Source organism: Erwinia sp. AK-PDG3-5 (assembly GCF_056821705.1).
In genome coordinates, this window is the sequence record NZ_CM165967.1 from 853,339 (window position 1) to 879,401 (window position 26,063).

The 26,063-nt window shown below is 54.5% G+C and carries 24 protein-coding genes and 1 pseudogene; 14 read left to right on the forward strand and 11 right to left on the reverse strand.

The window, feature by feature from the left end; genetic code table 11:
* Positions 1-41: 41 nt before the first annotated feature.
* From AC1UKS_RS03905 to AC1UKS_RS03955, 11 genes are all read left to right on the forward strand, one after another.
* Positions 42-473 carry an acetyl-CoA carboxylase biotin carboxyl carrier protein gene (locus AC1UKS_RS03905; RefSeq protein ID WP_482435862.1) on the forward strand — a complete coding sequence of 144 codons (432 nt, stop codon included), beginning with the start codon at positions 42-44 and terminating at the stop codon, positions 471-473.
* Positions 470-1,267, forward strand: a complete 798-nt coding sequence (locus AC1UKS_RS03910; protein ID WP_482435863.1) for a LamB/YcsF family protein — start codon at positions 470-472, stop codon at positions 1,265-1,267. The genes AC1UKS_RS03905 and AC1UKS_RS03910 overlap by 4 nt, the downstream gene beginning before the upstream one ends.
* Before the next feature lie 117 nt (positions 1,268-1,384).
* Positions 1,385-2,137, forward strand: a complete 753-nt coding sequence (locus AC1UKS_RS03915; RefSeq protein ID WP_134822715.1) for an SDR family oxidoreductase — start codon at positions 1,385-1,387, stop codon at positions 2,135-2,137.
* Between the two features lie 26 nt (positions 2,138-2,163).
* Positions 2,164-2,859 carry an amino acid ABC transporter permease gene (locus AC1UKS_RS03920; protein WP_482435864.1) on the forward strand — a complete coding sequence of 232 codons (696 nt, stop codon included), beginning with the start codon at positions 2,164-2,166 and terminating at the stop codon, positions 2,857-2,859.
* Between the two features lie 4 nt (positions 2,860-2,863).
* Positions 2,864-3,613 (forward strand): amino acid ABC transporter permease, encoded by a 750-nt coding sequence (locus tag AC1UKS_RS03925; protein ID WP_265909529.1) that lies wholly within the window; start codon positions 2,864-2,866, stop codon positions 3,611-3,613.
* A gap of 13 nt (positions 3,614-3,626) precedes the next feature.
* Entirely contained in the window at positions 3,627-4,364 is a 738-nt protein-coding gene (locus tag AC1UKS_RS03930) for an amino acid ABC transporter ATP-binding protein (RefSeq protein ID WP_013203754.1), read from the forward strand.
* A 180-nt stretch (positions 4,365-4,544) separates the two neighbouring features.
* On the forward strand, positions 4,545-5,633 hold the full coding sequence (locus AC1UKS_RS03935; RefSeq protein ID WP_053144682.1) for an ABC transporter substrate-binding protein: 1,089 nt from the start codon (positions 4,545-4,547) through the stop codon (positions 5,631-5,633).
* Positions 5,634-5,716: 83 nt separating this feature from the next.
* Positions 5,717-7,486, forward strand: a complete 1,770-nt coding sequence (locus AC1UKS_RS03940) for an ABC transporter permease (protein ID WP_482435866.1) — start codon at positions 5,717-5,719, stop codon at positions 7,484-7,486.
* On the forward strand, positions 7,479-8,549 hold the full coding sequence (locus tag AC1UKS_RS03945; RefSeq protein WP_265909526.1) for an ABC transporter ATP-binding protein: 1,071 nt from the start codon (positions 7,479-7,481) through the stop codon (positions 8,547-8,549). Before AC1UKS_RS03940 ends, AC1UKS_RS03945 begins: the two co-directional genes overlap by 8 nt.
* 910 nt (positions 8,550-9,459) lie before the next feature.
* On the forward strand, positions 9,460-12,660 hold the full coding sequence (locus AC1UKS_RS03950; RefSeq protein WP_482435867.1) for an autotransporter outer membrane beta-barrel domain-containing protein: 3,201 nt from the start codon (positions 9,460-9,462) through the stop codon (positions 12,658-12,660).
* A gap of 74 nt (positions 12,661-12,734) precedes the next feature.
* A complete protein-coding gene (locus AC1UKS_RS03955; RefSeq protein ID WP_265909524.1) occupies positions 12,735-13,187 on the forward strand; it encodes a CaiF/GrlA family transcriptional regulator in 453 nt (150 codons plus the stop codon).
* A gap of 181 nt (positions 13,188-13,368) precedes the next feature.
* Here the strand turns inward: AC1UKS_RS03955 and AC1UKS_RS03960 are convergent, their stop codons facing one another.
* The 8 genes from AC1UKS_RS03960 to AC1UKS_RS03995 all read right to left on the reverse strand — a co-directional run bounded on the left by AC1UKS_RS03960 (position 13,369) and on the right by AC1UKS_RS03995 (position 20,252).
* Positions 13,369-14,061 (reverse strand): amino acid ABC transporter permease, encoded by a 693-nt coding sequence (locus AC1UKS_RS03960; RefSeq protein ID WP_013203748.1) that lies wholly within the window; start codon positions 14,059-14,061, stop codon positions 13,369-13,371.
* 19 nt (positions 14,062-14,080) lie between these two features.
* Positions 14,081-14,773: an amino acid ABC transporter permease gene (locus AC1UKS_RS03965; RefSeq protein ID WP_197535592.1), complete on the reverse strand. Its 693-nt coding sequence runs from the start codon at positions 14,771-14,773 to the stop codon at positions 14,081-14,083.
* A gap of 69 nt (positions 14,774-14,842) precedes the next feature.
* On the reverse strand, positions 14,843-15,673 hold the full coding sequence (locus tag AC1UKS_RS03970) for a transporter substrate-binding domain-containing protein (protein WP_482435868.1): 831 nt from the start codon (positions 15,671-15,673) through the stop codon (positions 14,843-14,845).
* Positions 15,674-15,689: 16 nt separating this feature from the next.
* Complete coding sequence (locus tag AC1UKS_RS03975) at positions 15,690-16,430, reverse strand: amino acid ABC transporter ATP-binding protein (protein ID WP_482435870.1); 741 nt, start codon at positions 16,428-16,430, stop codon at positions 15,690-15,692.
* 14 nt (positions 16,431-16,444) lie between these two features.
* Positions 16,445-17,011: a peroxidase-related enzyme gene (locus AC1UKS_RS03980; protein WP_105760156.1), complete on the reverse strand. Its 567-nt coding sequence runs from the start codon at positions 17,009-17,011 to the stop codon at positions 16,445-16,447.
* On the reverse strand, positions 17,008-17,490 hold the full coding sequence (locus AC1UKS_RS03985) for a CMD domain-containing protein (protein ID WP_482435872.1): 483 nt from the start codon (positions 17,488-17,490) through the stop codon (positions 17,008-17,010). The genes AC1UKS_RS03980 and AC1UKS_RS03985 overlap by 4 nt, the downstream gene beginning before the upstream one ends.
* Complete coding sequence (locus AC1UKS_RS03990) at positions 17,487-18,956, reverse strand: NAD(P)-binding domain-containing protein (protein ID WP_482436879.1); 1,470 nt, start codon at positions 18,954-18,956, stop codon at positions 17,487-17,489. Before AC1UKS_RS03990 ends, AC1UKS_RS03985 begins: the two co-directional genes overlap by 4 nt.
* A gap of 336 nt (positions 18,957-19,292) precedes the next feature.
* The gene (locus tag AC1UKS_RS03995) at positions 19,293-20,252 is read right to left on the reverse strand and encodes a LysR family transcriptional regulator (protein ID WP_482435874.1); all 960 of its coding nucleotides are present in this window, start codon (positions 20,250-20,252) and stop codon (positions 19,293-19,295) included.
* 256 nt (positions 20,253-20,508) lie between these two features.
* Between AC1UKS_RS03995 and AC1UKS_RS04000 the strand changes: the two genes are divergently transcribed.
* Positions 20,509-20,724 carry a YdgH/BhsA/McbA-like domain containing protein gene (locus AC1UKS_RS04000; RefSeq protein ID WP_482435876.1) on the forward strand — a complete coding sequence of 72 codons (216 nt, stop codon included), beginning with the start codon at positions 20,509-20,511 and terminating at the stop codon, positions 20,722-20,724.
* Between the two features lie 115 nt (positions 20,725-20,839).
* Here AC1UKS_RS04000 and AC1UKS_RS04005 read toward each other — a convergent pair whose 3' ends face one another.
* A complete protein-coding gene (locus AC1UKS_RS04005) occupies positions 20,840-22,180 on the reverse strand; it encodes a putative bifunctional diguanylate cyclase/phosphodiesterase (protein WP_482435878.1) in 1,341 nt (446 codons plus the stop codon).
* A 660-nt stretch (positions 22,181-22,840) separates the two neighbouring features.
* Here AC1UKS_RS04005 and AC1UKS_RS04010 point away from each other — a divergent pair.
* Together AC1UKS_RS04010 and AC1UKS_RS04015 are read left to right on the forward strand one after the other, a co-directional pair.
* Positions 22,841-23,569 (forward strand): annotated as a pseudogene (locus AC1UKS_RS04010) (POTRA domain-containing protein); the annotation flags it as partial.
* On the forward strand, positions 23,527-24,069 hold the full coding sequence (locus tag AC1UKS_RS04015; protein ID WP_482435880.1) for an Ail/Lom family outer membrane beta-barrel protein: 543 nt from the start codon (positions 23,527-23,529) through the stop codon (positions 24,067-24,069). The pseudogene AC1UKS_RS04010 and the gene AC1UKS_RS04015, both read left to right, overlap by 43 nt.
* A gap of 71 nt (positions 24,070-24,140) precedes the next feature.
* On the opposite strand, the gene AC1UKS_RS04020 is transcribed toward AC1UKS_RS04015, so the two are convergent.
* Both AC1UKS_RS04020 and AC1UKS_RS04025 read right to left on the reverse strand, forming a co-directional pair.
* A complete protein-coding gene (locus AC1UKS_RS04020; protein ID WP_013203735.1) occupies positions 24,141-24,500 on the reverse strand; it encodes a diacylglycerol kinase in 360 nt (119 codons plus the stop codon).
* A 197-nt stretch (positions 24,501-24,697) separates the two neighbouring features.
* Positions 24,698-25,822: an N-acetyltransferase gene (locus AC1UKS_RS04025; RefSeq protein WP_265908480.1), complete on the reverse strand. Its 1,125-nt coding sequence runs from the start codon at positions 25,820-25,822 to the stop codon at positions 24,698-24,700.
* Positions 25,823-26,063 lie beyond the last annotated feature (241 nt).

Below are 26,063 nucleotides of genomic sequence, written 5' to 3' on the forward strand. Positions count from 1 at the left end.
AGTGATCCCACGGTTTAGTCAGTCTTCCCGGCGGGATGGAAATGGAAAACAGAACTCTAGCACTCCGCGATATCCGTCAGATCGCCCACAAGATGCGGGCGTCTGGCCTCAGCAGCATTGAACTCACCGCTGGCCATTATCGCCTGCGGCTGAAAACGTCACCACGGCCTGTGCTCCCGCCCTCTGCGGCGGTGCCTGCGCCTGCGGCCACGCCACAAAAAACCGAATCCCTGTGCGCGCCGATGCCTGGCGTGGTGCTGTTGCAGCATCCTTTAGCCGATCGGCCTTACATCTCTCCCGGCGCGCTGGCGGAAAAAGACGCGCTGCTGGGGTTGCTGAAGGTCGGGCCGGTCTATCTGCCGCTGCGCAGCCCGGTAAAGGGCGTGGTGGCGTCGGTGGCGATTGCTCAGGGCGAATGCGTGGAGTACGGCGAGCCGATCTTCACGCTGCTTCCCGCTGAGGAGGCCGCATGAAATGTCTCGATTTAAATGCCGACATCGGTGAAGGCTACGGCGATTACCAGATTGCCGATGATGCCACGCTGATGCCGTTAATCACCTCCGCCAATGTGGCCTGTGGTTTTCATGCCGGCGACGCGGCGATCATGGCGCGCACGGTGGCGCTGGCGAAACAACACGGGGTGGATTTGGGGGCGCACGTTGGCTTCCCGGACCTGCTGGGCTTTGGCCGCCGCCGCATGCAGATTGAGCCGGAAGTGATGGCCCATTACGTCACCTATCAACTCGGTGCGCTGGCGGCCTTTGCCGCAGCGGCGCGCTATCCGCTGACGCATATGAGCTTTCACGGCGCGCTCGGCAACATGGTGTCCGAAGACGAGGCGCTGGCGCGCACGCTGCTGCAGGCGGTGAAAACCTTCGATGCCAATATGATTATCAGCACCATGCCGGGCAATGCGGTCGATCGCATGGCGCAGGCGCTGGCGCTGCCGGTGATCGGGACCTTTCTCGCCGATCGCGCTTACGAAAGCGATGGCCTGCTGGTCAGCCGCAGCAAGCCCGGTGCGGTGATCCACGACAAAGATCAGGTGCGCAGTCGCGTGCGTCAGCTGCTGCTGGACGGCACGGTGCAAAGCATTGATGGCGTGACGCTGCCGGTGAATGCCAGCTCGATTCTGGTTCATGGCGACACGCCGGAATCGATCGCCATGGTGCACACGCTGCGGGAACTGATGGCTGAATTAGCCATTCCGCTGCTGCCGCCCTCCCGGCAATTACGGCAGCACAGCACGGAGAACCCGCCGTTATAAGTCCCCCTTATTGCCTCACACCGTTTATGTCTTATGCCGGTTGGGGATTACTGGATAGAGTCAGATTTATTGCTAAACCCGGCGAAATGGTTGGCCGGGAATGACAGGAGAGGCGAGATGCCATTTTCAGATTATAAGATCGCACTGGTGACCGGCGCTTCCGCCGGAATGGGTGAAGCCATTGTTGAACGTCTGTGCCAGGAAGGGATCACCGTCCATGCCGTGGCCCGCCGCGCAGAGCAGCTGGCGGCGCTGGCTGCCCGCACCGGCTGTATTCCCCACGCGCTAGACGTGGCCGATTTAGACGGCATCACCCGTCTGTGTAACGAGCTGGAAGTGGATATCCTGGTCAATAACGCCGGCGTGTCCCGTCCGGGATCGATTCTGGATGCCGACGAAGAGGGCATTGATACCCAGGTGGACGTTAACCTGCGTGCGGTGCTGCACCTGTGCCGCCTGCTGGTGCCGGGCATGATGAAGCGTGACCGTGGCCATGTGATCAACATTACCTCGATTGCCGCCATCTATAACTTTAACGGCAACTCGATTTATCACGCCACCAAGGCGGGCGTGCATGCCCTGTCGCGTCAGCTGCGGGTTGATTGCTACGGCAAGCGGGTGCGCGTCACCGAAATCTGCCCTGGCCGCGTCGCCACCGAGATCTTCGGCAACGTGATGGGCGACCAGGAAGAAGCACGCCGCCGCTTTATCGACGGTTTCGAACTGCCGCAGGCGAAGGACATTGCTGACTGCGTTGCCTTTGCGCTGTCGGCTCCGGTCGCCGTCAATATCGGCAACATCGAAATCACGCCAACGCTGCAGGTGCCGGGTGGACTTTCCACCATGCGTCCCGGCGACCGCGCTGAATAACAGCTTTCACGAGGGGTGAACAGACGATGACACTTGATTTCAGTGCCGTCCTGACCGGCCAGTTTGGGCAGATGATCGTCGACGGCACGCTGGTCACCCTCAAGCTGGCGCTGGGGTCGTGGCTGCTGGCAATGGCCCTGGCGTTGCTGCTGGTGGTGATCCGCCTGACCGATAAACGCCTGGCGGTGTTTCTGGTCTCGGCGTATGTCTCCTATCACCGCAACGTGCCGACGCTGATCCAGCTGATGATGTGGTACTTCGCCATCCCCACGCTGCTGCCGGAGTCGGTGCAGATGTGGGTCAATGATTTTAACGCCGAATTCCTGTTCTCAATGTGCGCGCTGGGCCTGTGCCAGGCGGCTTATTTCTCCGAGGATATTCGCAGTGGCCTGCGCGCCATTCCTGACGGCCAAAGCGAAGCCTCGCGCGCGCTGGGCATGAGTTATGTGCGCTCGATGCGTTCGGTGATCCTGCCACAGGCAACCCGCAATGCGCTGCCGTCGCTGCTTAACCACACCGTGCTGCTGTTTAAAAATACCAGCCTGGCGATGGTGATTGGCGTGGCCGAACTGACCTACGTCACCCGTGATATCGAGAACCAGACCTTCCGTACCTTCGAAGCCTACCTGGTGGCCTCCCTGGGCTATCTGTTCTTCTCACTGCTGTTGATGGCCGCGGGGGCGTTGCTGGCCCGTCGCTTCCAGCGGGCTTACGCGAGGTAATCCGATGTCTGATTTCTTCACCATTCTGCACGATAACGGCATGCTGCTGCTGATGGGACAGTATCCCAACGGCCCGCTCGGCGGCGTGCTTTGCACCTTATTGATTTCGGTACTGGCGGTGCTGCTGGCTTTCCCGATCGGCGTATTGCTGGGCCTGGCGCGGATTTCTCCGTGGCGCTGGTTTAGCTGGCCCGCCGCCTGCTGGGTGTACGTGCTGCGCGGCATCCCGCTGTTGATGGTGGTGTTCTGGACCTACTTCTGCGTGCCGTTGCTGATTGGCCATAACATCAGCGGCTTCGCCACCATGCTGTGTACGCTGGTGATTTACGAGAGCGCCTATATCGCCGAAATCGTGCGTGGCGGCATTCAGGCGTTGCCGGGCGGCCAGTATGAAGCGTCCCGCGCGCTGGGGATGAGCTATCTGAAAACCCTGCGGGTGGTGATTTTGCCGCAGGCGCTGTACAACGCGCTGCCGAGCCTGGTCAGCCAGCTGGTGTCGATTATCAAAGACAGCACGCTGGGTTACGTAATCAACGTGCCGGAGCTGACCTATGCGGCCAACCAGGTGAATAACCAGCTGCTGACCAAACCTTTCCAGGTGTTTGCGATTGTGGCCATCAGCTATTACCTGATCTGCTTCAGCCTGACCTGGCTGGCAAACACACTGGAAGAGCGCATTGCGCGTAAGCGTCGCAATGTGACGCCCGATGCCGTGCAGACCGCGCAGGTCCTGCTTCTGACCAAGACTGACTGATTAAGGAAGGCAAATGAGACCCATGATATTGTTCAATCAGGTCAACAAGTGGTACGGCGAGTATCAGGCCCTGACCGATCTGAGTGCGGAAATTCAAAGCGGCGAGGTGGTGGTGGTGTGTGGCCCGTCCGGCTCCGGCAAATCGACGCTGATCCGCACGGTAAACCGCCTGGAGCCGATTGAGCAGGGCCAGATCCTGTTTGACGGCACCGATATTCACGGCACCAGCACCCGGCTGAATCAGCTGCGCACGCGGATTGGTTTTGTCTTCCAGAACTTCAATCTGTTTCCGCACGTTTCGGTGCTGGAGAACATCATGATGTCGCCAATGAAGGTGCTGGGCGTTAAGCGCTCTGAAGCCAAACGCCACGCCGGCGAACTGCTGGAAAGGGTCGGGCTGTCGCACAAGGCCAATGCCTATCCGGCGCAGCTCTCCGGCGGTCAACAGCAGCGGGTGGCGATTGCCCGCGCGCTGGCGATGAAGCCGCCGGTAATGCTGTTCGATGAACCGACCTCGGCGTTGGATCCCGAAATGGTCGGCGAAGTGCTGAACGTGATGCGCGGCCTGGCGCAGGAGGGCATGACCATGATGTGCGTGACCCACGAGATGAACTTTGCCCGTGAAGTGGCCGACACCATCTGGTTTATGGATCAGGGCAAAATCCTGGAGAAAGCCAACCCGGAGCGCTTCTTCAGCAATCCGCAACACGAGCGCGCGAAGCGTTTCCTCAGCGATTTACGCCAGCACTGATCCACCTGCTTTCGCCCTGCCTGCCTCCGCAGTGCAGGGCTGCCTTCCCTGCCTTTCGGTCATAAAACCGCCCCGAACCTCACAAAACCGAAAGATAAGCCGCCATGTTGATTGCACCTCGCCGCGCAAGGGCTATATGTTGGGATAAGGTTTTCCAAATGTAACCATGAGGTTAAATTTATGTCCGTAAAGTTGAGTGCGATGATGGTTTCCCTGGCAGCCGCCTGTGCTTCTCCGGTGTTCGCCGATCTGCCACAGGGCTATCCGGCGGATTACCAGAAGCTGGTCGAGGCCGGGGTCAAAGAGGGCAAAGTGGTGATCTATTCCACCACCGATACCAAGGCGGCCGCCCCGCTGATCAAAGGGTTTGAGGCCACCTATCCCGGCATCAAAGTCGAATACAACGATATGAACAGCACCGAACTCTATAACCGCTATATCAGCGAGCAGGCGTCCGGCGGCACCAGCGGTGACGTGGTCTGGAGCTCCTCGATGGATACCGGCCTGAAGCTGGCCACCGACTATGCGGCGGAATATGCCTCGCCGGAAATCAGCAAGATCCCCAAATGGGCGGTCTGGCAGCAAAAAGCCTATGGCACCACCTACGAACCGGTGGTGTTCATCTACAACAAACGGCTGATCCCGCAGGGCGACGTGCCGGATTCCCATGTGGCACTGGCGAAACTGATCGCCAGCCAGACCGACAAATTTAAGAAGAAAGTCACCACCTACGACATCGAAAAATCGGGCCTCGGCTTTATGCTTTCCGTACAGGACAGCAAGGCCGATGCGAACTATTTCAAAACCCTGGCCGACGTGGCGAAAGGCGGGATGGCGGTGCAGTCATCCACCGGCACCATGATGGAAAGGGTCTCGTCTGGCGAAAACCTGATTGGCTTTAACATCCTTGGCTCCTACGCCGAAGCGCGCGCCAAAGGGGATCCGTCGTTAGGCATTTCCTACCCGAAAGATTACACGCTGGTGCTTTCCCGCGTCTCCTTTATCAGCAAGGAAGCGGCGAACGCCAACGCCGCCAAACTCTGGCTGGATTATGTGCTGTCGGAAAAAGGACAAACCATTCTGGCCAGCCAGGCCGACATTCCCTCACTGCGTAACGATATTGAAGGGACCAACGATATCGACGGCATGACCAAACGGTTGGGCAACGCGCTGAAGCCGATCCCGGTGGATGAATCCCTGCTGGAATACCTGCAGCCGAAAAAACGCCTTGAGTACATCAAACAGTGGCGCGAAGCCGCGGCGAAATAAGCTCCTGTCCAGGCGCGCGCTGTGCTGGCGCGCCTGCGTTTCCGCGTCCGGCCAGTCTTAGCCGACCAACCAAGGGATGACTGATGATAGCATTGCGCAGAAAGTGGCAGGGCCTGCCGCGTAGCATCGTGGTACTGATAACCGCGCTGGTTATCTATGTGCCGCTGCTGTTTATTGTGGTTCAGAGCTTCCTCTCGGCCCCGTTCTTTTCCCCTTCGAAAGCGTTCAGCTTCGAATCCTTCGGGTTTATCTTTACCGATCCCGATTTTTATAAGGCGCTGAAATCCGGCTTCATTCTGGCTTTCGGCCTGGTGATTATCGCCATTCCGTTAGGCGGCATCCTTGCTTTTCTGATGGTGCGAACCGATCTGCCCGGCCGGCGGCTGATTGAACCGCTGATCCTGGTGCCAATATTCGTCTCGCCGATGGTACTGGGGTTCGGCTATGTGGTGGCGGCCGGGCCGGTCGGCTTCTTCTCGCTGTGGGCGGAAAAGCTGATTGGCTTTGTGCCGTGGAATATCTACTCGATGCCAAGCATCGTGGTGATCGCCGGGTTGACCCACGTGCCGCATGCCTATCTGTATATCTCCTCGGCGTTGAGAAGCGTCGGTTCGGACGTGGAGGAAGCGGCGCGCATTGCCGGTGCTTCGCCATTGCAGGTGATGACGGCGGTCAGCTTGCCGATGGTGCGTCCTTCGATCCTCTACGCCAGCGTGCTGCTGTTCTTCCTCGGGCTGGAGGTGTTTGGCCTGATGCTGGTGCTGGGCGATCCGGAAGGCAATATGGTGCTGGCGACCTATCTTTATCAGCTGACCAACAAGCTGGGCACGCCGTCGTACCATCTGATGGCGGCGGTGGCGGTGGTGTTGATCTGCATTACCATTCCGCTGGTGATGCTGCAACGGCGGCTGATGCGCACCGCTAACCGCTTTGTGACGCTGAAGGGCAAGGCGTCGCAGGCCCGCGCGCTGCCGCTGGGTAAATGGCGCTGGGTGGCCGGTGCGGTAGTGGCGGCATGGCTGACCATCACCATTGGCGTGCCGCTGCTGGGCGTGGTGCTGCGCGCGTTTATCTCCAACTGGGGCGTCGGCGTGTCGATCTGGGATGAGCTGTCGATCGGGACCTTCCGCACCATCTGGCAGCAGCCGAACCTGCTGCGCGCCATCGTCAACTCGATGGCTATCGGCGTGTTCGGCGGCGCGCTGGCGGTGGCCTGCTACCTGTTTATCGGCATTGCCATGCACCGTAAGCCGGATAACGTCACGCGCTTTCTCGACTACAGCGTGCTGGTGCCGCGCGCGGTGCCGGGCCTGCTGGCCGGTCTGGCATTTCTGTGGGTGTTCCTGTTTCTGCCGATGTGGCTGGATCAGTCGCTGAAGCATGGCTGGCTTTCGGCGTTGCCGATGGCGGAATGGCTGCGTGAACACTTTATCGTCTGGCTGAGGTCATTGCGCAGCACCATCTTCAGCGTCTGGCTGGCCTATACCGTGGTGTGGATGGCGTATGGCCTGCGGCTGATCTCGTCGACGCTGTTGCAGGTCGGGCCGGAGCTGGAGGAAGCCGCGCGCAGCACCGGCGCTTCCCGCGCGCAGATCACCCGCCACGTCACCATCCCGCTGGCACGCTACGGGCTGATCGGCTCCTGGCTACTGATGTTCCTGATTTTCGAGCGCGAATATTCCACCGGCGTCTATCTGCTCTCGCCAGGCACCGAAACCATTGGCTCGATGCTGGTGTCGCTGTGGGCGGCGGGCGCGATCGATATCGTCGCGGCGCTCTCCTTTATCAATATCCTGCTGGTGGTGATTGGCCTTGGTGTCGCCCTGCGCTTTGGAGTGAAATTACATGATTGAGCTATCCGTAGAAAATCTGCATCTGACCTATGGCGACAATCCGGTGCTGAAAGGCGTCTCTATGCAGCTGAAAAAGGGCGAGGTGGTGTCGCTACTGGGCCCTTCCGGCAGCGGCAAAACCACGCTGCTGCGCGCGGTCGCCGGGCTGGAGAAACCCACGCAGGGCAACATTGTTATTGGCGACAAAACCGTTTATGCCGGCAATCCGCGCAGTGAGATCCCGGCGGAAGAACGCAATCTTGGGCTGGTGTTCCAGTCTTACGCGTTGTGGCCACACAAGACGGTGTTTGAGAACGTCGCCTATCCGCTGAAGCTGCGCAAGGTGGCCTCGGCGGAGATTAAGCAGCGCGTGCAGTCGGTGCTGGAACAGCTGGGCCTCGGGCATCTGGGCCAGCGGCATCCGCACCAGCTGTCGGGCGGACAGCAGCAGCGCGTGGCGATTGGTCGGGCGCTGGTCTACAACCCGCCGGTGATTTTGCTGGATGAGCCGCTGTCCAACCTGGATGCCAAGCTGCGTGAAGAGGCGAGGGTGTTTCTGCGTGAGCTGATCGTCAAGCTGGGGCTGTCGGCATTGATGGTCACCCACGATCAGAACGAAGCGATGGCCATTTCCGACCGCATTCTGTTGCTGAACAACGGCGTGATTGTGCAGCAGGGCACGCCGCAGGAGATGTACGGTTCGCCTGCCACGCTGTTCACCGCCGAGTTTATGGGCAGCAATAATCGCCTGCACGGCAAGGTAACGGAGGTCAGCGAGGGCAACGCGCGGATTCAGGGCGTGGACTGGGCGTTATGGGGACGGGCAGCCGAAGGCGTGACCGTCGGACAGGATGCTACCGCGGTGATCCGCGTCGAGCGGGTACGCCTGACCGACGGCCCGGAGGAGAATGCGCTGGCCTTGCCATTGCTGACCAGCATGTACCTGGGCGACCGCTGGGAATACCTGTTCCGCACGGCGGGCGATGACTTTGTGATCCGCGCCTACGGCACTGAACTGCGCGACCCGGCGCACTGTCATCTGTCACTGCCAGCCGGGCACGTGTGGATTTTCCCGAAAGGCTAATCAGAACGGGGGCGACATCCGCCCCCGGTTTTCCCCGCAACATTTTCTTCCCGTCACCCAGACTTTCAAATGCGGCAGACGCCGCCATCAGCGTGGTATTTCCCGTCGCAGTCATGGCCGAAGGTCACAGCCTGTTTAATCTGAACTTCACGCCAATGGAAAGCGTAACAGGTGGCTTTGTTAAGACGGTCAGATGCTGTGTCAGACAGGACAGGTGATTCATCCTGTTCTGAAGTCAGATTAGCCAGAGGCTGTTTTAGAGTTAATTATTTTCTGAAGCGTTCGCTATTTAATTTTCCTGCTGTTAAATCGTCTTTTTTAATTTTATCGCGCCAGCGGAAGGGATGCGGCGGTTTATTTATAAAACCTACCCTGTGCTTATAAGGAAAAAATAGTATTGAGGTGATTTATTTTCTTGAGAATAGTCCTGGTAGCACCGATCGGTTATGCCGATGAATCGCCGCTCTGCACCGGGTTAATTGTTAAGAATAATCTTGCATTATGGGGATTAATCAGCCCAGCGGAAAGTTAACGTAATTATTTGTCATTATTTCCATTGAGAGGGATTATTTAATTCAAGGAATAAAAAGCAAATTAATTGATTAAATACAATGAGTTGGATTAGTTTTTCAATGAAAACTATATATCATTACGATAAAAAATATTTGTTTTACAGCTTTTATCTGCAATTCACATACTCGCCACGATATTTACTGCTGGCTGTAATAACGTCACGTAAATAACGAAAGGCCAAATCAAGATTTACCCCTCGCAGGCCATATGTCATGGATGTTTTTTCGGAGTTAATAAATTGTGGACTGCGTGCCTTAATTGTTTAGCTGCTGAAGGAATGCAGGGTTTATTTTGATAACCCTTTGTGCTTCTTTATATGTTAAAAGGAATTTCAGTAATGAAAAAATGCAGCTTCAGTCTGAGCGCTGTCGCATTATCCGTTTTATTTAGTCTTGGCGCGACCGCGCTGACGGCTAATGCAGCAGCGATTGCTGTGCCGGATGTTAGCGCGCTGAGTAAAGATGGTAATGGACAGTATGTCGGTGGCGGTTCGGTATTTATTGGTGGCTCTGATTTAACCTGGAGCAAAGATGTCACCGCCGGAACGGCGTGGCAGAAGATCAAAATCTATACGCCAGGCTTTGATGCGCTGGTTCGCAGCAGCGGCTATCTGGATTATCTGAACAGTGCTTCAAGCCAGCTGGAATCTGACGCTAATTATCTGATTGAGGAAGACTATCAGCGTTCTGTCCACGGGCAGCGTCTGGCCAATGCCTTAACGGAACAGGGCTATTCACGACCCACCAACGTGGTGCAGGGACTGCGCATGGGGTCGGCGGATAATCGCTATGTTAAAACCCAGGCGGTCACCCTGTATCAGCGTGATGCCAGCGGAAATATCGAATACCAGAAAAATGCGGATGGCACTTACGTCGTTGATTCGCAAGGCCATCAGATCCCGCTGACCGTCAGCAAAACCATCGAGCTGGATCGCAATTCCGATGTTTACCTGCGCACGGCCGAGAATGTCGGTGGTGTGGTGGGTCTGCTGGATGCAGAAATTTACTCTAAGGTGAAAAGCTTCGCGGCGAATGTCACGGCTGCGGTCACGTCGGCCGGCAACTTGCATGAAAATGACTGGAACGGTCACGCGCGTGATGTGGTGAGCATCCGCAACAGCATTATCAATAATACCCTGACTGATGACGCGTATGTCGTCAGTCCCGCGATTGAAAGTGAGTCCGGTACCGATGAGCAAGTCTACAGTGAGCGTCCGTTCGCCGTCGGCCTGTCTTTGACCCATTCAGGTGCGACCTGGCAGACTGACAGTGCCGGCAATCAGATTGACAGCAGTACGCTGACCAATGTGGTGCCCGCCACCGCCAATATCGTGCTGGATCAGGTGCAGATCACTGCGCAGAACCTCGCTGCGGTCCGTCAGGATAACCATACCTACACCAATCAGAACCGTTATGACTGGCTGGCCGATACGGAGTCTACCGCGCTGCAGATCGCCGGTTCAGGTCTGTTTGCCACCATTAATGAGTCAACCCTGAACGGTGGGGTGAATGCTGCGGGTACGTCGCTGGCCCTGTCGGGACATGCTAACCGTACCGATATCAGCAGTTCAACGCTGAATGGTGATGTCACGATCAACCATGACGGTAACATCCCGGTGATTACCGTCGCGGTGAAAAGAGACTCGGCTGGCAACTATACGGCGGTCGGAGCCAGTGTCAGCACCACTGATGCCTCCGTGCTGGATCGCAGCCATAACGGCACCACGCTGAATGTGGCTGGCAGCACCATTAACGGCGATATCACCGCAGGCGGCACCACCGGCTTTAGCGTGCAGCTGGTGGACGTGACCGATGCCAATTCACAATCCAACATTGCCCCAACCGTGCATGCCACCACGCAGTCAATTTATAACAACGTGATCAGCAGTACGAATCAAACCGTGTTGGCCAATGCCAACGGTGCCTGGACACCCGTGACCGTTAATCTGGATCAGAGCGTGTTAAACGGTAAGGTCACCGGCACCACCACGCTCTTCAATCCTGTCGATTATGCTCACCAGAGCGCTGAGCGTGTGCTGACGTGGAATCCGGATCTGACCGTGAAAAACGGCTCGGTATGGAATGCCGCTGCGCGTGCTAATGACCAGGGACCGGAAGTCGCGCTCAGCAATCTGCATAACCTGAACCTGACGGCCTCAACGCTGAATCTGGTGAACCTGAACAGCCAAACGTCGACCCTGGGCGGTAAAAATCGTTCCCAGGACCTCAGCACCGCGCGCGTGGTGGTGCATAACAACCTGACGCAGGATAAAGACGTTAACGGCAACTACCTTGGCTCGCAGATTATTAGTGGTGACAGTATTGTCGCTCCGCTGCTGGACCTGGGTGGCGAATATGCCTGGGGTTCTCTGCAGGTGAAAGGCAGCGCTGCGGGTAATTATCTGCTGCATATCGCCAGTTCCGGCATTGAACCTTACGTTTACAACGACTATCTGGACGATGCTCAATACAACGCAGAAGTTGGACACAGCTTTGTAAACTACAAAGACGCCAACAGCGATGCGACCTTCACCGGTAAAACCGAGCTGGGTGTATACCAGTACATCGCGTCCGATGAGTATGACGACACCTTACCGGGCGAGCGTAACGTCTACTTCAAACGCAGCGGTAAACTCTCCAACTCTGCCGCCACCGCACTGAGCATCCCGGCGGCTCAGGTCAACGTGGCAACCTTAGAGTCCGATGCACTGGCTAAACATCTGAACGCTTCCCGTAAGGCTAAAGATGTCGGCGGCGTGTGGATCTCTTACTTCGGCGGTAAAAACGAACAGCGTGTATCTGCAGGTGCTGACTATGACCTGAAGACCAACGGCGTGATGCTGGGTGTGGATAACCGTTTCGACATTGAGAAAAACGGCAGCTGGCTGACCGGTTTAGCCTTCAGCTCCGCGCGTTCTAACCTCAGCGTAATGAACAGCTCGGGCGACCTGGATAGCTACGGTGCGCAGTTCTACCTGTCCCGTCGCTTTGAGAATGGCCTGTTTGTTGATACCCAGGGTCAGTTCGATCACTTCAGCAACAGTGCCTCGGTGCGGATGCTGGACGGTCGCAAAGCGCATGCGGCGTTCTCAGGCAACGGTTACGGCCTTGGCATGAAGGTGGGTTACACCTGGGAAGACAACGGACTGTTTGTTGAACCTTATGCGAAAGCCACCGGACGTGCGTTTGACGGTGCCCACTACACCCTGACCAACGGCATGGTCGTCAACGGGAACGATTATAAATCCCTGCAGGGCGAACTGGGTGCCGATCTCGGCTACACCTTCGAGATGGGCGCCGGTCACCTGAAGCCTTACCTGCATCTGGCTGGCATCAACGAGTTTGCTGACAACAACCAAACTCGGGTGAATAACGCCACGCTGAACAACAGTATTGATGGCGCAGCCATTCAGCTTGGCCTGGGGGCGGAAATGAAAGTGACCGACAACTTTGGAGGTTACGTCGCCTATGACTACGCCAGGGGCCATGATTCTGAACGTCCATGGCAGACCACTGTCGGTGTGAACTACAGCTGGTAATTTTAAATCATCGTCCCTGCCTTAGCTTATTTCGAGGCGGGGATTTTTTTCATCAGGGAAAGGAGGAACAGGATGTGGACGTAAAGGACAGAAGTACTAAGTCTCCGCTGCGTAAAGTCGTGGCGCAAAGCAACCATGACAGTGCACAAGTCCCAGAACTTCTGGAGGAGTATGCGGATAAACCTCTCTATCTGTTGATAGCGTTGTGGTGCCGACATCAGAACAGCTGGATAGACCGACAACAAATCTCCGACGCTTTTGCTATTACCGAACGGCGGGCAACCTTTCAGATCTCCTACATTTTGCGGCACAAGGAGATGATTGAATGTCAGAGCAGAAAAGCGCGGGGTGATGACACCGGAAGATTGCGTTTACAAATCAAAGTGCAGGAGGTGGACTTAAACAGACCCGCGCGCAGGACATTTGCCGAAATGCGTGGGGAGGTTAAAAAACCGGAGAGAGCGGAAAAAGAACCCGTAAACGACTGGCGATGGGTGTTGATGCGACAGCCGCCAGGATGCAAATGATGCCGTTCAACTGCGTACCCAGCAACCAGGTAACCTTAGCCTGACATAATGCCGGGGCGTGAATTACAGCATTTTTACTTTTTATACTACGCCATACCAGGGAAGTTTTGCTTGTGAATGACATAAAAAAACCAGCCCGCAGGCTGGTTTCAGCGGTGAAGAAGACCGCTTAATCTGTTCCTCAGGTGCGAACCCGCAGAGCAGCTTCAATCTTATCGGCGACCTTCGTCACGACGTAGGCAATCACCATATAGAACACCACGGCAATCAGGAACGCCTCAAGATAGTAGAAGTTCAGGGCGGCGGTCAGCTGAGCCTGGGCAAAGATATCGACCACTTCAATCGCGAAGGCCAGAGAAAGCGCCTTCATGATCACCATAAACGAGTTCGCCAAATCCGGGATGGCGGCAACGATAATTTGCGGAAACAACACCCGACGGAACAGTTGGCCATTGCTGTAACCCAGTGAATGCGCGGCATCGGACTGACCACTGTCAAAGGAGTTCAGCGCACCTTTCACCACTTCGGCCTGGAACGCGGCGACGCATGCGGTCAGGGCAATGATAATGATCGCCCAGTTCGGCATGGCATGCGCGTTGATTTCTACCCCAAGCAGCGAACTCATCGATTGCAGCGCCAGCGGCAAACCGTAATAGGCGAGGAAGATCACCACCACCATCGGGATGCCTTTGAAGGTGATTTTGTACACCACCACCAGTTGACGCAGCACCGGGATCTTTTTGTGTTCGATGAACGCCAGCAAGCCACCGAGCAGCGTCGAGATAATAAAGATGGTAACCGCCATCGCCAGCGTGACCGGCACGGCATCCATAATGCTCCAGAAGTCCGGCAGCAGCACATCAAGATCAAACATATTCTGAGTCCTTATTCCTTCACACGCTTGCCGTGAACTTTATCTTGGCTGCGGCGCTTTTCGACGTGTACTTCGCATGACGCATCTCGAAGAAACGCACGATAAGCCAGGCCGCCAGGCACAGCAGAGAGTAGATCACCGCCAACACCAGATAGGTGCCGAACTGATACTGGTTATAATCCCGCTCCATAATCAGGTGCGCCGTCGCCATCACATCTGCCGCACCGATGTACATCACCAGCGCCACGTTGTGGATCAGGTAAATGATCGAGTTACCGTAACCCGGCAGAGCGATATGTACCGCCTGTGGGCCAATAATGCGCGTCAGCTTCTGGCGGAAGGTATAACCCATGCTGTCCGCCGCATCATGCTGACCCCGCTCGACCGCAAGGTAGGCCGGACGCATCACTTCAGACAGATAGCCGCCGTGATACAGGCTGAGCCCGACCATCGAGGCGATATTGGCGGTGATAAAATCCGCCAGGCCAAACCCGCTGACGACCAGCGGCAGTCCATAAAAGGCGACGAACAGTTGCAGCACCACCGGGACACTGCGCGCGTAGGAAACATAGAGATCGGCCAGCTGGCTGAGCACCGGTAACCTGCGCACGCGCAAGGTGGTGGCCACTATCGCCAGAAAGAATCCGGCGATCAGCGCGACAAACATAATCGCTAACGTCAGCGGCAAAGCCGAGAGCAGCTCGGGGATCATGGTAGAAAGATTCACGTTGAAACACTCCTGGGTGCAGCTTTGCCCGTCGGCGACAAAATGAGAACAGCCTTACTTCATGTATTTGACGACGTCTTCGCCAAACCATTTCTGTGAAAGCTTATCCAGCGTGCCGTCATCCTTCAGCGCTTTCAGCGCGTTGTTGATATCGTCGTTCAGCGCCTGATTTTCCGCCGAGCGGTGGATCAACACATAGGTATTGTTGATGGAGATGGGTTCGCTTGCTTGAATAGCCAGCTTCTGATTATCGATAACCGTCTGCTCACCGAGGTTGGAAGGCAGGATCAGCGCATCGTACTTGCCGTTCTGCACTTCCTTCAGGCGATCCGGATAGGGCACACCGGCGCTTGACGCTTTGATGTTCACTTTGTCGTTTGGATTTTCCTGCTGCCACTGAGTGACCAGCTTGTAGACGCCGCCGCCGGCGGTCACCGGTACGATGTTCTTACCGACCAGATCTTTCAGAGTGTTGATATTGCTGTCTTTGCGGCTGTAGATTTTCATCAGACTGGCACCCATCGGGCTGTCCGGGATCAGGAACTGCTTGCTACGGGCTGGCGCTTTATAGAAACCGCCGGTGGCCATGTCGTATTTCCCGGTCGCCAGTCCGGTTTCCTGCGCGATGTCTGCCGCGCCGGTCATCACAAACTTGTACTGGGGCAGTTTGGCATTGATCGCTTTTAATACGTCAGGCTCGTAGCCTTCTGGCTCAACGCCAATCGCGCCCCAGGACAACGGCTTGGATTCAGCAGCAGTGGCGATTTTAATGGTGCGCACGACGGTGTCAGCAGACGCGGTGAAGCTCAATCCAGCGGAGGCCATGGCGAGCGTCACGCCGCCGATAACGGCCAGGCGACGTAAGGTAGTCTTGATTGCAGGCATGTCTTTATTCCTTTTATTAGTAGAGTGCGTGTTCAGAATTCAGGAACTGGGCGAGTCGTGGGAGGGACGGATTATCAAAAATCTCCGTCGGCGTGCCTTCAGCGGCGACGACGCCCTGGTCCATAAAGACGATTCGGTTCGAGATGTTTTTGGCAAACTGCATTTCGTGGGTGACCAGCAGCGAGGTGATGCCTGACGAGGTGACGTCCTGAATCACTTTAAGCACTTCGTTAACCAGCTCAGGATCCAGCGACGAGGTCGGTTCATCAAACAGCATCACATCCGGTTTCACCGCTAACGCGCGGGCAATACCGGTTCGCTGCAGCTGTCCACCGGAAAGCTGGGAAGGGTAGTGATCCTGTTTTGCGTCAAGGCCCACTCGCTTCAGCTCTTCCATCGCAATATCACGCGCTTCTTCTTTCGATTTGCGCTGTACAACCACCAGAGGATCCATCACGTTTTGCAGCACGGTCATGTTTTTGAACACGTTGAACTGCTGGAAGACCATTGCCGTCCGCAGGCGAATAGCCTGGATAGCCTGCTTATCTGGCGACTGATAATCCATTTTGACCTGGTCGAAGGTGATCAACCCTGAATTGGGCTTCGCCAGATAGTTAATGCAGCGCAGCAGGGTGGTTTTCCCGGTGCCGCTTGGGCCGATAATCGACACCACATCGCCGCGTTTGACCGAGAGATTGACGCCTTTCAGGATCGGAGAACTGCCGTAAGACAGCTTAAGATCGTGGAGTTCAAGCATGTTGGTAGTCCTCTTTATTTCCCGGGCGTGGCATGGCCAAGCACGTGCATCAGGCGATTTGCCCAGCCAAAAATCGAAATAGCGTGGATAAGATCGATAATTTCGACGTCATCCAGACCCACAGAGCGCAATGAGGCGATATCTTCCACCGTCGCTTCGGCAGGCGCAGCCGATAACCGGCGGGCAAAGCGATAAATGGCGGCATCGCGCGGGCCAAGCATTTCAGGTTTATCAAAATAGATCGCGCTGACCAGCTTATCGCTTTTGGTCAGTTGGGCATGACGGCGCGCGTGAACCACGGCGCAATACTTGCAGCCGTTAACGATCGACGCCCCTAATGCCCCCAGCTCGCGATCCGGACGGTTAAGCCCGCCTTCGACGTACATAATGGCGTTGAACAAAACGGTGCGGGCAACGTAGCTTTCCGGATCGTGCGCCAGCGTGCGCACGTACTCGGAAATCTTCTTGTTGGATGGCGTCACCTTCATCGCATCACGCTGCGCCGGCGTGGCGTCTTCCACGTCGACGGGCGCGATGTAAGGATGCCAGGCCAGAGGCTTCAGGCTGACCAGAGGGATCATGCGGACCTCATCAGGCGCAGGCCAGCGGCAACGCGCGTTTGGAAGTTAACAAAAGCGATCAGCTCGGACAGCGCAACGATTTGCGCGTTGTTGAGCCCGGCCTGCTGCAGACGGGTCATATCACTGGCAGCGGCCTCGCTCGGGGTCATGGTGACCCGATCGGCATGGCGGACAATCGTCGCCAGCGGCTCATCCAGATCGACTTCGCCATTCGCCAGCTTCAGCAACTGTTCCGAAGGGGAAAGCGCGGCCAGCTGTACATCATAGTCCGCCATCAATTCTTCTGCGGCATTCAGCGCGGCCATGCGGTGAGCAAGCGCCAGCCGCAGTGACGGTTCCAGTCCCTGAGTGTCCTCTGGCTGTAAAACAGACAGGCGGCAAAGCTCTGCGCCCTCAACAAATTCCGTACGGAAGCGACGGGCCTTAAACAGCGCGTCGTCCGGTGAAAGTCCGGCAGCCTTATCTATTGCGTCGATCACAACGTGTTCTCCTGATGTAGCAAGGGGGTTGAATCAACCCATTCGTCACCCTGCAATTCCGGGATGTCGTAAGCCACCATGCTTGCAAAGTGGGCGTCGACGTCCTCTGCAAACAGCGAGGCGGTGATGCCGCGAACCAGACGATCGGCACCGGCACTGACTGCCGGAATATCACCGGAAACCTTGCCGTGCGTCAGCATCGCCGCATCATTAAAGCAGTGTATATGTGCCAGCATCGGGCAGGCGCCCGGCACACGCTCGCGGAACTCAAAGGATGGGCCAAGGTCCGGCGCTTCCAGCATATTCTGCCTGGCGGGTCCCATTCCGGGCTGATAGCGTCCGTCGGCCCAGTTGCGGATATGCGAGGCCAGCGCGGAAAATTCCGGGCGGCCGGTAAAGTCATTGGAAAAACCGGTGGCCGCGATCAGAAAATCAGCTGGGCGCGGGCCCTGAGTGGTTTCAATCAGCAGCCCGTCCGCCTGCTGTTTTACCGCGACGATGCCGCAGTCCAGCAGGAAGCGGGCATTGGGATGGCGCGACACGCGCAGCGTTGAAGAACGCGGCGGCGGCGTCTGGCTGGAGGCGGTGTAGTCGACAAACTTCCACTTCCAGGCATCCGGCAACTGATGCATGCCGTGCACCACGCCCTGGCTGCCAATCCCGGTCATTTTATTGATGCGTGGCATCTCTTTGCGGCGGATCAGCATTTCTACCGAACCGGCACCTGCTTCAAGTGCGGTGGCGGCGTTATCCATTGAAGACGCGCCCGCGCCGATCACCGCCACCCGTTTGCCTTGCAGCGCGGCAAAATCAATGTCGTCTGCCGAGTGCGCCCAGTAAGCGCGGTCGATACCGTTAAGGAAGTCCGGCACGGCGAAACCGCCCAACCCGGAACGTCCCGTGGCCAGCACCAGCCGACGGGTCAGCACGCGCCCCGTTTCCGCCCCTTCAACATCAAGCGCGATAAATTCGCCAACCTGCGAGATGCCGGTCATGCGCACGTTGTTCTGCACCGGAAGATTAAGCACCTGGCGATACCAGACCAGGTAATCCATCCACTGGCTTTTTGGGATCTTGTCCAGCGCTTGCCAGGCCTGCTGGCCCCACTGTGCGGTGAACCAGGCGCGGAAGGTCAGCTGTGGCAGACCCAGCGCAGGACCGTGCAGCGTTTTCGGCGAGCGCAAGGTTTCCATGCGGGCGAAGGTAATCCACGGGCCTTCCAGACCTTGCGGGGCCGCATCATAGGCAATGACATTATTGATGCCGGTCAGCACCAGTTTGGCGGTGGCTGCCAGGCCGCACATACCCGCGCCAATGACCACAACATCGCGAACGGCTTCGCCCTGATGCAGCTGCTGAGGAACCCAGGGTTTTGCCGGCAGCTCAAGGAATTCAAGATCTTGCTTGAGCTGGGCTTCCAGTACGTCGAGGCCGATGGGCAGTGGCGAAGTTGCAGGCGTTGTCATCATAAATTTCCCCGACTTGTGTTGAATTCAGTCTGTCACAAGTGCTGCGGTAAAGGCCTGGCGAAGATGAAATCCAGCAAATTTACGCCCGTGGAGAGATAATTTTATTATCTGCCTGGTGCATGATTTAGCATTCATTATCTGTCTGGCGCATGGTAATAAATCAGTTTTCGCATAATCCACTTCCCCCGGATGGGAGTCAAGCGGGCTGATTATTTGTTAACCAATGAAATTCTTATATCTTATGCTGAAAAAAGCATATGCCGCAGGCGGCGGCAGTGAAAAGGGCTGTTGAGATGAATGGCGGGGCGTTCAGAAAAGGAGGGTGTTGAAAAATTAGTCCTGATTTATCAGCTTCATAACCCGCTGGTGTTCGGTGGCCGGCAGCCGCTGGAAGGCGGGAAGCAGATTGGCGGCTGCGGTCTCCAGCGCATCAACCAGCGACTGAGTCGCCGCTGAAAGTTGCCGACCTTGCGGGGTGATCACCCCAAAGAAGTAGGGGATCTCCTCTTCCAGCGCGCGAATAGCGACCCCCTCCAGCGGCATTCCCCAGGCGGTGACCGGCTCCAGAATGGCGACGCCCAGACCGGCACGCACGCAGGCAAGGATATTGGCGGAAGAGTTAGTCTCGATGGTTTCGTGAGGGGGTATCTTCAGCTTTTTCAACGCCTTTTCGAAACGTCCACGCAGGCGCAGCGGGCTCCACGGCACAATTAAACGCCGTCCGGCTAAACGACCAATGGCAATTAACTCTTCTGATGCCAGCGGATCGCTTTCTGGCAGCGCGACCACGCATCGGGATTGACCAATCCAGTGCAAATCCACCGCATGATGTTCCAGCGGCAGGCTACACAGACCCAGATCCGCTTCGGCGGTGATCACGGCATGCGCGGTTTGTTCAGCGGACTGGCTGACAATCTGCACTTTGTTTTGCAGGCCCAGCAATGCCAGCGCCTGGGGTAATAAACCTGCGGCCAGTGCGGGCGTCGCCGCAATACTGAGTGGACGATGCTGCTGATGGCCAATTTCATTGGCGCGCAGGCGGATTTGTTGCAGCGACAGTAACGCTTTTTGCACGTACTGATGCAGTTGAAGCGCTTCTTCGGTGGGGTGAATGCGCGGGCCGTTGCGGATAAAGAGGGGATATCCCAGCGACTGCTCCAGCTCCTGGATCAGCCGGGAAACCGAAGATTGTGAACGATCCAGCGCCTTTGCCGCCGCCGTTACGCTGCCCGCAGAGATGACGGTGGCAAAAGCTTCCAGCTGTCGCAAATCAAGGTCATGTAAAGTTGTCATCCCGCCGACGTCCCTAACTGGTTGATAAGTCCCAACAAGCGTGTGGGAAACCTTCTCATCATAGAGAGACTCTGCCGAATAATCTACAACGGTCCCAGGGCCTGAAGTGTTCTGCGTGCGGGATTGGGATGTTAACAATGGATAGCAAAATCACAATAACAGCACTAATTGTTACTACACTAATAATAACTTGAGTTATTATTGTTTCATCGGAGGCAAACAAACCTCCCAAACAAATAACTTAAGGATTACAACCATGAAAACCATCAACACACTGTCACTTGCCGCTGTAGCCGCTCTTTCTCTGATTTCATTTGGTAGCTTCGCGCAGAGCGTCTCCGTTACCTCATCGACTCTGGACGGCGCTGAAGCTAAAATCGCTGCACAGGCACAGCAACACGGCGAGCAGTACAAAATCACCAGTGCTAACACCAATAACAACGTGTATATGACTGCAGAATTGTATAAATAAGGAATGGTTGCATAAGGATGTGCCGGAAGAGGTCGCCCATTGGGCGGCCTTTTTTGCATTTGAAGTGGATAAAAAGCATCGCAAAAAGCGCGGATCAGTCTGAATAAGCCTGGGATTACTTCTGGCCCTCGATTTTGGTGGCATTTTTCCGGGTAAAATCTCTGAAGTCACTAATGCTTAACGGGCGGGAAAAGTAAAACCCTTGAAACGCAGTGCAGCCAAAACTCTTCATCAACGACCATTGTTCCGGTGTTTCAATCCCCTCAGCCAGCACCTCAAGTTTCAGATCGAGCCCCATGCGCGCAATATGCCTTGCGATGACAGCCCCCTTCATACTTTCTCTCGCGCCAAAGACAAAGCTGCGGTCGATTTTTATTTGCTCAAGTGGCAGGCGGCGAAGGTAACTTAATGATGAAAAACCGGTACCAAAATCATCCAGCGAGAATCTAAATCCTGCATTCGACAGCGCACTCATTTTTGCCACCACGGTTTCAATATCAGAGGCAAAAACGCTTTCAGTGAGTTCAATCTTCACCAGTGAGGGGGTGATCTGCGCAATTTTGGCCTGATTCAGCAGGCTTTGAACAAAGTCTGGCTTCATCAGATGATCAACGGTGACATTGATGGAAAGCGTCAGGTGACTGGTTTTAGGATCTAACCGCCATTCGGCTAATTCTCTGAAGGCATTGACGATCACCCATTCACCCACCGAAGGCATCAGCCCAGCTTGCTGCGCATCGGGAATAAATTCCGACGGTGGAACCAACCCTTTTTTGGGATGGTTCCAGCGCAACAGCGCTTCGGCCCCAGAAATATGACCCAACGAATTAAGCAGCGGCTGATAATAGATAACGAATTCGTCGTTATAAATCGCATTCTGAAGAGATCGGATTTTTTCGCTCCTGCGCGAGAAATCTATACGCATGGCGACGATGCCCCCAGCCAGGATAGCGGTCGACAATATGCCGTTAATCCAGGGGAGAACCGCTCTCAGTTCAGGCGGAATAGGTTCTGCGAAAGGGAAGACTAAATTGGCTGCACTAAATACGCTGAACGTCGCCAGCGAGAGTAATATTATCAGCAGTTGCAGCAGACTCTTCTGCCTCTGGTAATTGATATAGCCAACCAGCGCTATCGTCAGCAGGTAAAGGTGGGTTGTTCTTGGCGCATCCATTTCAGGGATATCAAAAAATAAACAGAAATAGATGGCATAGGCAATGTGGACGACCTGAGCAAGCATCAGACCTGTGGAAAAACTTCGCTTTTCGGTTACGGCCCAACAAATAATGGCGGCAATAATCAGCGTAATGTCTGAATAGGCCATCGACCATTCATGCAACATTAAAAATACCGTACACCAACCGCATATCACGATTAAACCAATAATAAAGGCAGAACGGCACATAAAAGCGAGATGTTCTTCATCCAGAGATTTGACAACTCTTTGCTTGGGCATGGTGCAGATGACTCCACTTCTGTAATAAATTAACCCTCTGAAATTAGAGTTTTGAGGTAAGAATCAGAGGCGAGATATGAGTGATTTAAGTCAAATAATCGTTAGTAAAGTCGTCGCCGGGTGGCATTTCTTTGGATGACGGAAACACTTTAGCATCATTCTATTTCCTTTTAGAACACTTTATGTATGAATTAATTATGAAGTAAAAGGCTTTCTTATCTCAATTAGCATATTAAATAATTCAATGAATAGAATGAGTTAAGGCTGAGATGCTGACGCAAAAATCGACTTGAGCACTTATACCAGACTGTACAGCTTTTGATCAATATTTTCGCAAGGGTATTATTTCACGGTTTTAATCATTGCAGATTAGCGATCTTTTAATTTTTAAACCTGTTTCGAAGGCCGCTGTTTAATTGCTTCTCCTGGTCGCCAATCAACGTCGGAAACTGTGGATGAGGACGCTGCGATAGACTCTATAGGAGAAAACGGAGGCTCAGAAATTTAGCTTAAATATCGTTGCGTTCCCGTTCGCCTTTGCTTATTGTGTGAGCGATTAGTGCCAGTTAAATCAAGAGGTCAGTGTCTCATCAGGCGTTAACCAGGGCCCGTGGAAGGAATCTACGGGTCAGATAATTTTTCTATAACAAGGATTGTTATATGTCATCACATTCCCCGTTTTTTACCTGCAGCCGCCTCGCGGTGCTATTGGCGATTTTTCCACCGTTTTTTGGGCTAAACGTGGCCCTGGCCGCCCCTGGCGATGAACCGCTTGTTCTGCAACAGCAGCGGCAAAAAGCGCTGGAGCAGCAGCTTACACCGCCAACACCCGACGTGCACCTTTCGCCGCCTGCGTCTGGCTTCAGCCGCATTCCGTTTCCACAGGAAAAACCCTGTTTTCTAATCGATAAGGTCGTGCTCAGCGGCATAGACGACTTACCGCACTGGCTGCCGCTTCGGTTAATCACCCATCAGGCCACGGGTCAGTGCCTGGGCGGCAAGGGTATTAACCTGTTGATGAGCGCCCTGCAGAACCGCCTGATCGATCATGGCTATATCACCTCGCGTGTGCTGGCGCCGGCCCAGGATCTGACCAGCAACGAGCTTAAGCTGGTGATTGTGCCCGGCAAGGTGCGCAAGGTGGTCCTGACGCCGGGCAGCGACCGCTACGCTTCGCTGTACGCTGCCTTCCCGGCCCATGCCGGCAACCTGCTTGATTTACGCAACATTGAGCAGGGGCTGGAAAACCTGCAGCGGCTGCCGACGGTGCAGGCCAGCATGGAGATTGTGCCCGGCGAGCAGCCGGGCGAAAGCGACGTGCTGCTTAGCAGGCAGCAAACAAAAATGTGGCGCGTCGGCGCGTCGCTGGACGACGCCGGCACCCGCACGCCGCAGACCACACCATCACCCTGGGGTATGCGCAAAGCAAAGTAGAGGATTTTAAAAACATCCAGGGGGTTAATGCGAAATATCGCTACGAGTGGAACTCTCCTCTCAGTATCATAAGCTCATTTACCTATCTGAATGGCAGTAATGACGGTCATTATTCAAACGTCAATAATACTATCTATCCAGAAGTTGATGTAAAGTATTATTCTTTAACCGTCGGTCCGGCATATCGTACCAATGATTTTTTCAGTCTCTATGGTTTAGTTGGCTTGAACTATAACAAAGTTAATTACAGCTATGACTTGGAAAAGTTTGGCCTGGGAAATTCAAGTAGTACGAGTGACAATAAATCTACCAACCTGATGTATGGCGCGGGTATGCAAATCAACCCATGGAATAATCTCACCATCGACGTGGGTTATGAAGGTTCAAGAGTCACAGACGGCGTTACGGACTACGCAGTGAATGGATTTATTGTGGGTGTTGGCTACCGCTTTTAAGTCGCGAGTGCACTGTTAAGAAGAATCCGGCCATGTGCCGGATTTTTTCTGCGCTTTTAGGGTATTAATCGCTAAAAGATAACGCTTAGCCAAATGATTATCGTCATTACCACTGCCACTAACTGTGCCGCACCGCCAATATCTTTGGCGCGTTTAGAGAGGGGATGAATCTCTAAAGAGATACGGTCCACCACAGTTTCAATGGCGGTATTCAACAATTCCACGATCAGCAAAATAAAGCAGGTGGCAATTAACAGGAGTCGTTCGGTTTTTGTGATGTCCAGAAAAAATGTAATGATCAGTAAGAATGCGTTAATGATGATGAGTTGGCGAAAAGCATCCTCGGTGAAGATGGCATCTTTCAAACCTTCCCAGGAATTATTGACGCTGCTGATGAAGCGATTGATGCCTTTTTTCTTTTCAAAGGACATGCGTTTACTCTTATAAATTAGAATGAATTCATTATGCCAACTAATAACGTCAGGTGAGTTATCCTGAGCTTTTAATGATTAATTATTTTAATTAATCATCTCGCGGCGAGACTTGCTCGCAGTGCAGTGCTGCATAGCGACCAGTTGCTAAGCAACACCACCGCGAGAGTCGACGCGCGTTAGCGCCCGTAGAAAGATCAGAGTGTCTTTTCAAACAGGCGATAACGCTTATACGGCACGGCACCAATGCGCTCCAGAATCGTTCGCATGCCGGTGTTGGACTCCAGGATCCACGACATCTCCAGCGCATCAATATTGCGTCTGGCAAAGGGATCACGTAACGCCTCAATCAATAACAGCGCCATAATTGGCCCCATCCTACTGAACTGAAAATCATGGCGAACGCCCATCAATGGCACCCGCGCAGTGCGCACGCCGCTGACCTTCAGTCGCCATAACAGCTTCGCCCAGCCGAAGGGGAACAAACGGCCTTCTAACCCTTCAATAGCCTCGTTAATATTCGGTAAGCCCACGATAAATGCGCAGGGCACAGAATCCACTTCGGCAATATAAATCATGTCGTCTGGAACCAGATATTTCAGCTGGTCACCCATGGTGGCAAATTCATGTTCGGTGAAGGGCACAAACCCCCAGTTGTTTTGCCAACCGGAGTTGAATATTTCCCTCAATACCTGCATTTCTTCAGCAAATTTTTTACGATTCAGGCGGCGAATGCTGACCTTTTTTCTCACCTGAGCCATCAGTTTAGTCAGTGAAGGTTCAAAATGCAGATCGGTCCGCTTCATCCAATAGGCCAACAGATCAATGCCCTGTGAATAGCCTTGTTGTTCAATATAATCAGCGTAATAGGGTTTACCATGCGTCATCAGGGCGGAAGGTGGGGTATCAAAGCCCTCAATCAATAAGCCGCTTTCCTGATTGATATTCATGCTGAATGGGCCGGTGATCTTGATTGCGCCTTTTGACTTAAGCCACGCTTCTGCCGCCGCAAATAACGCCTCAAAAACCTCCGCATCGTCAATCGCATCAATCATGCCGAAATGGCCGGTATCCTGACCATAAAGCTCGCGATGCAGACTGTCGATTTGCGCGGTAATTCGCCCGACAATTTTACCCTCTTTTTTTGCCAGAAATGCCTGCCACTCAATATGTTCAACGCTCGGGTTCTTCTTCGAGAGATGCTCCTCACGCTCGATAAACAGCGGGTCAATCCAGTTGGGATCGTTGCGATAAAGTGAGGAGGGAAAAGCAATAAATGCCTTCAAATCACGCTTTTCAGTGACTTTTTCAATATGAATCATAAAAAACCTTTAATTATTTTCGTCTGTTCGAAGAAGCCCACGGCCAGCTGGCAGGCATTTTAAAGTTCTCAAAGCGATGATCAAGCAGGCCTGAAAGCGAATGCTGATGATGGCAAAAGCATTATTTGTTAATAAAAGTTTTGCTTCGCGCGGGTAACTATTAATTTAAACATTACGTGCTGCAGTGATTATTGGCAGAGTACTTCCGCAACAGGGTAAGCAATTTATGCTTTACTCTTTC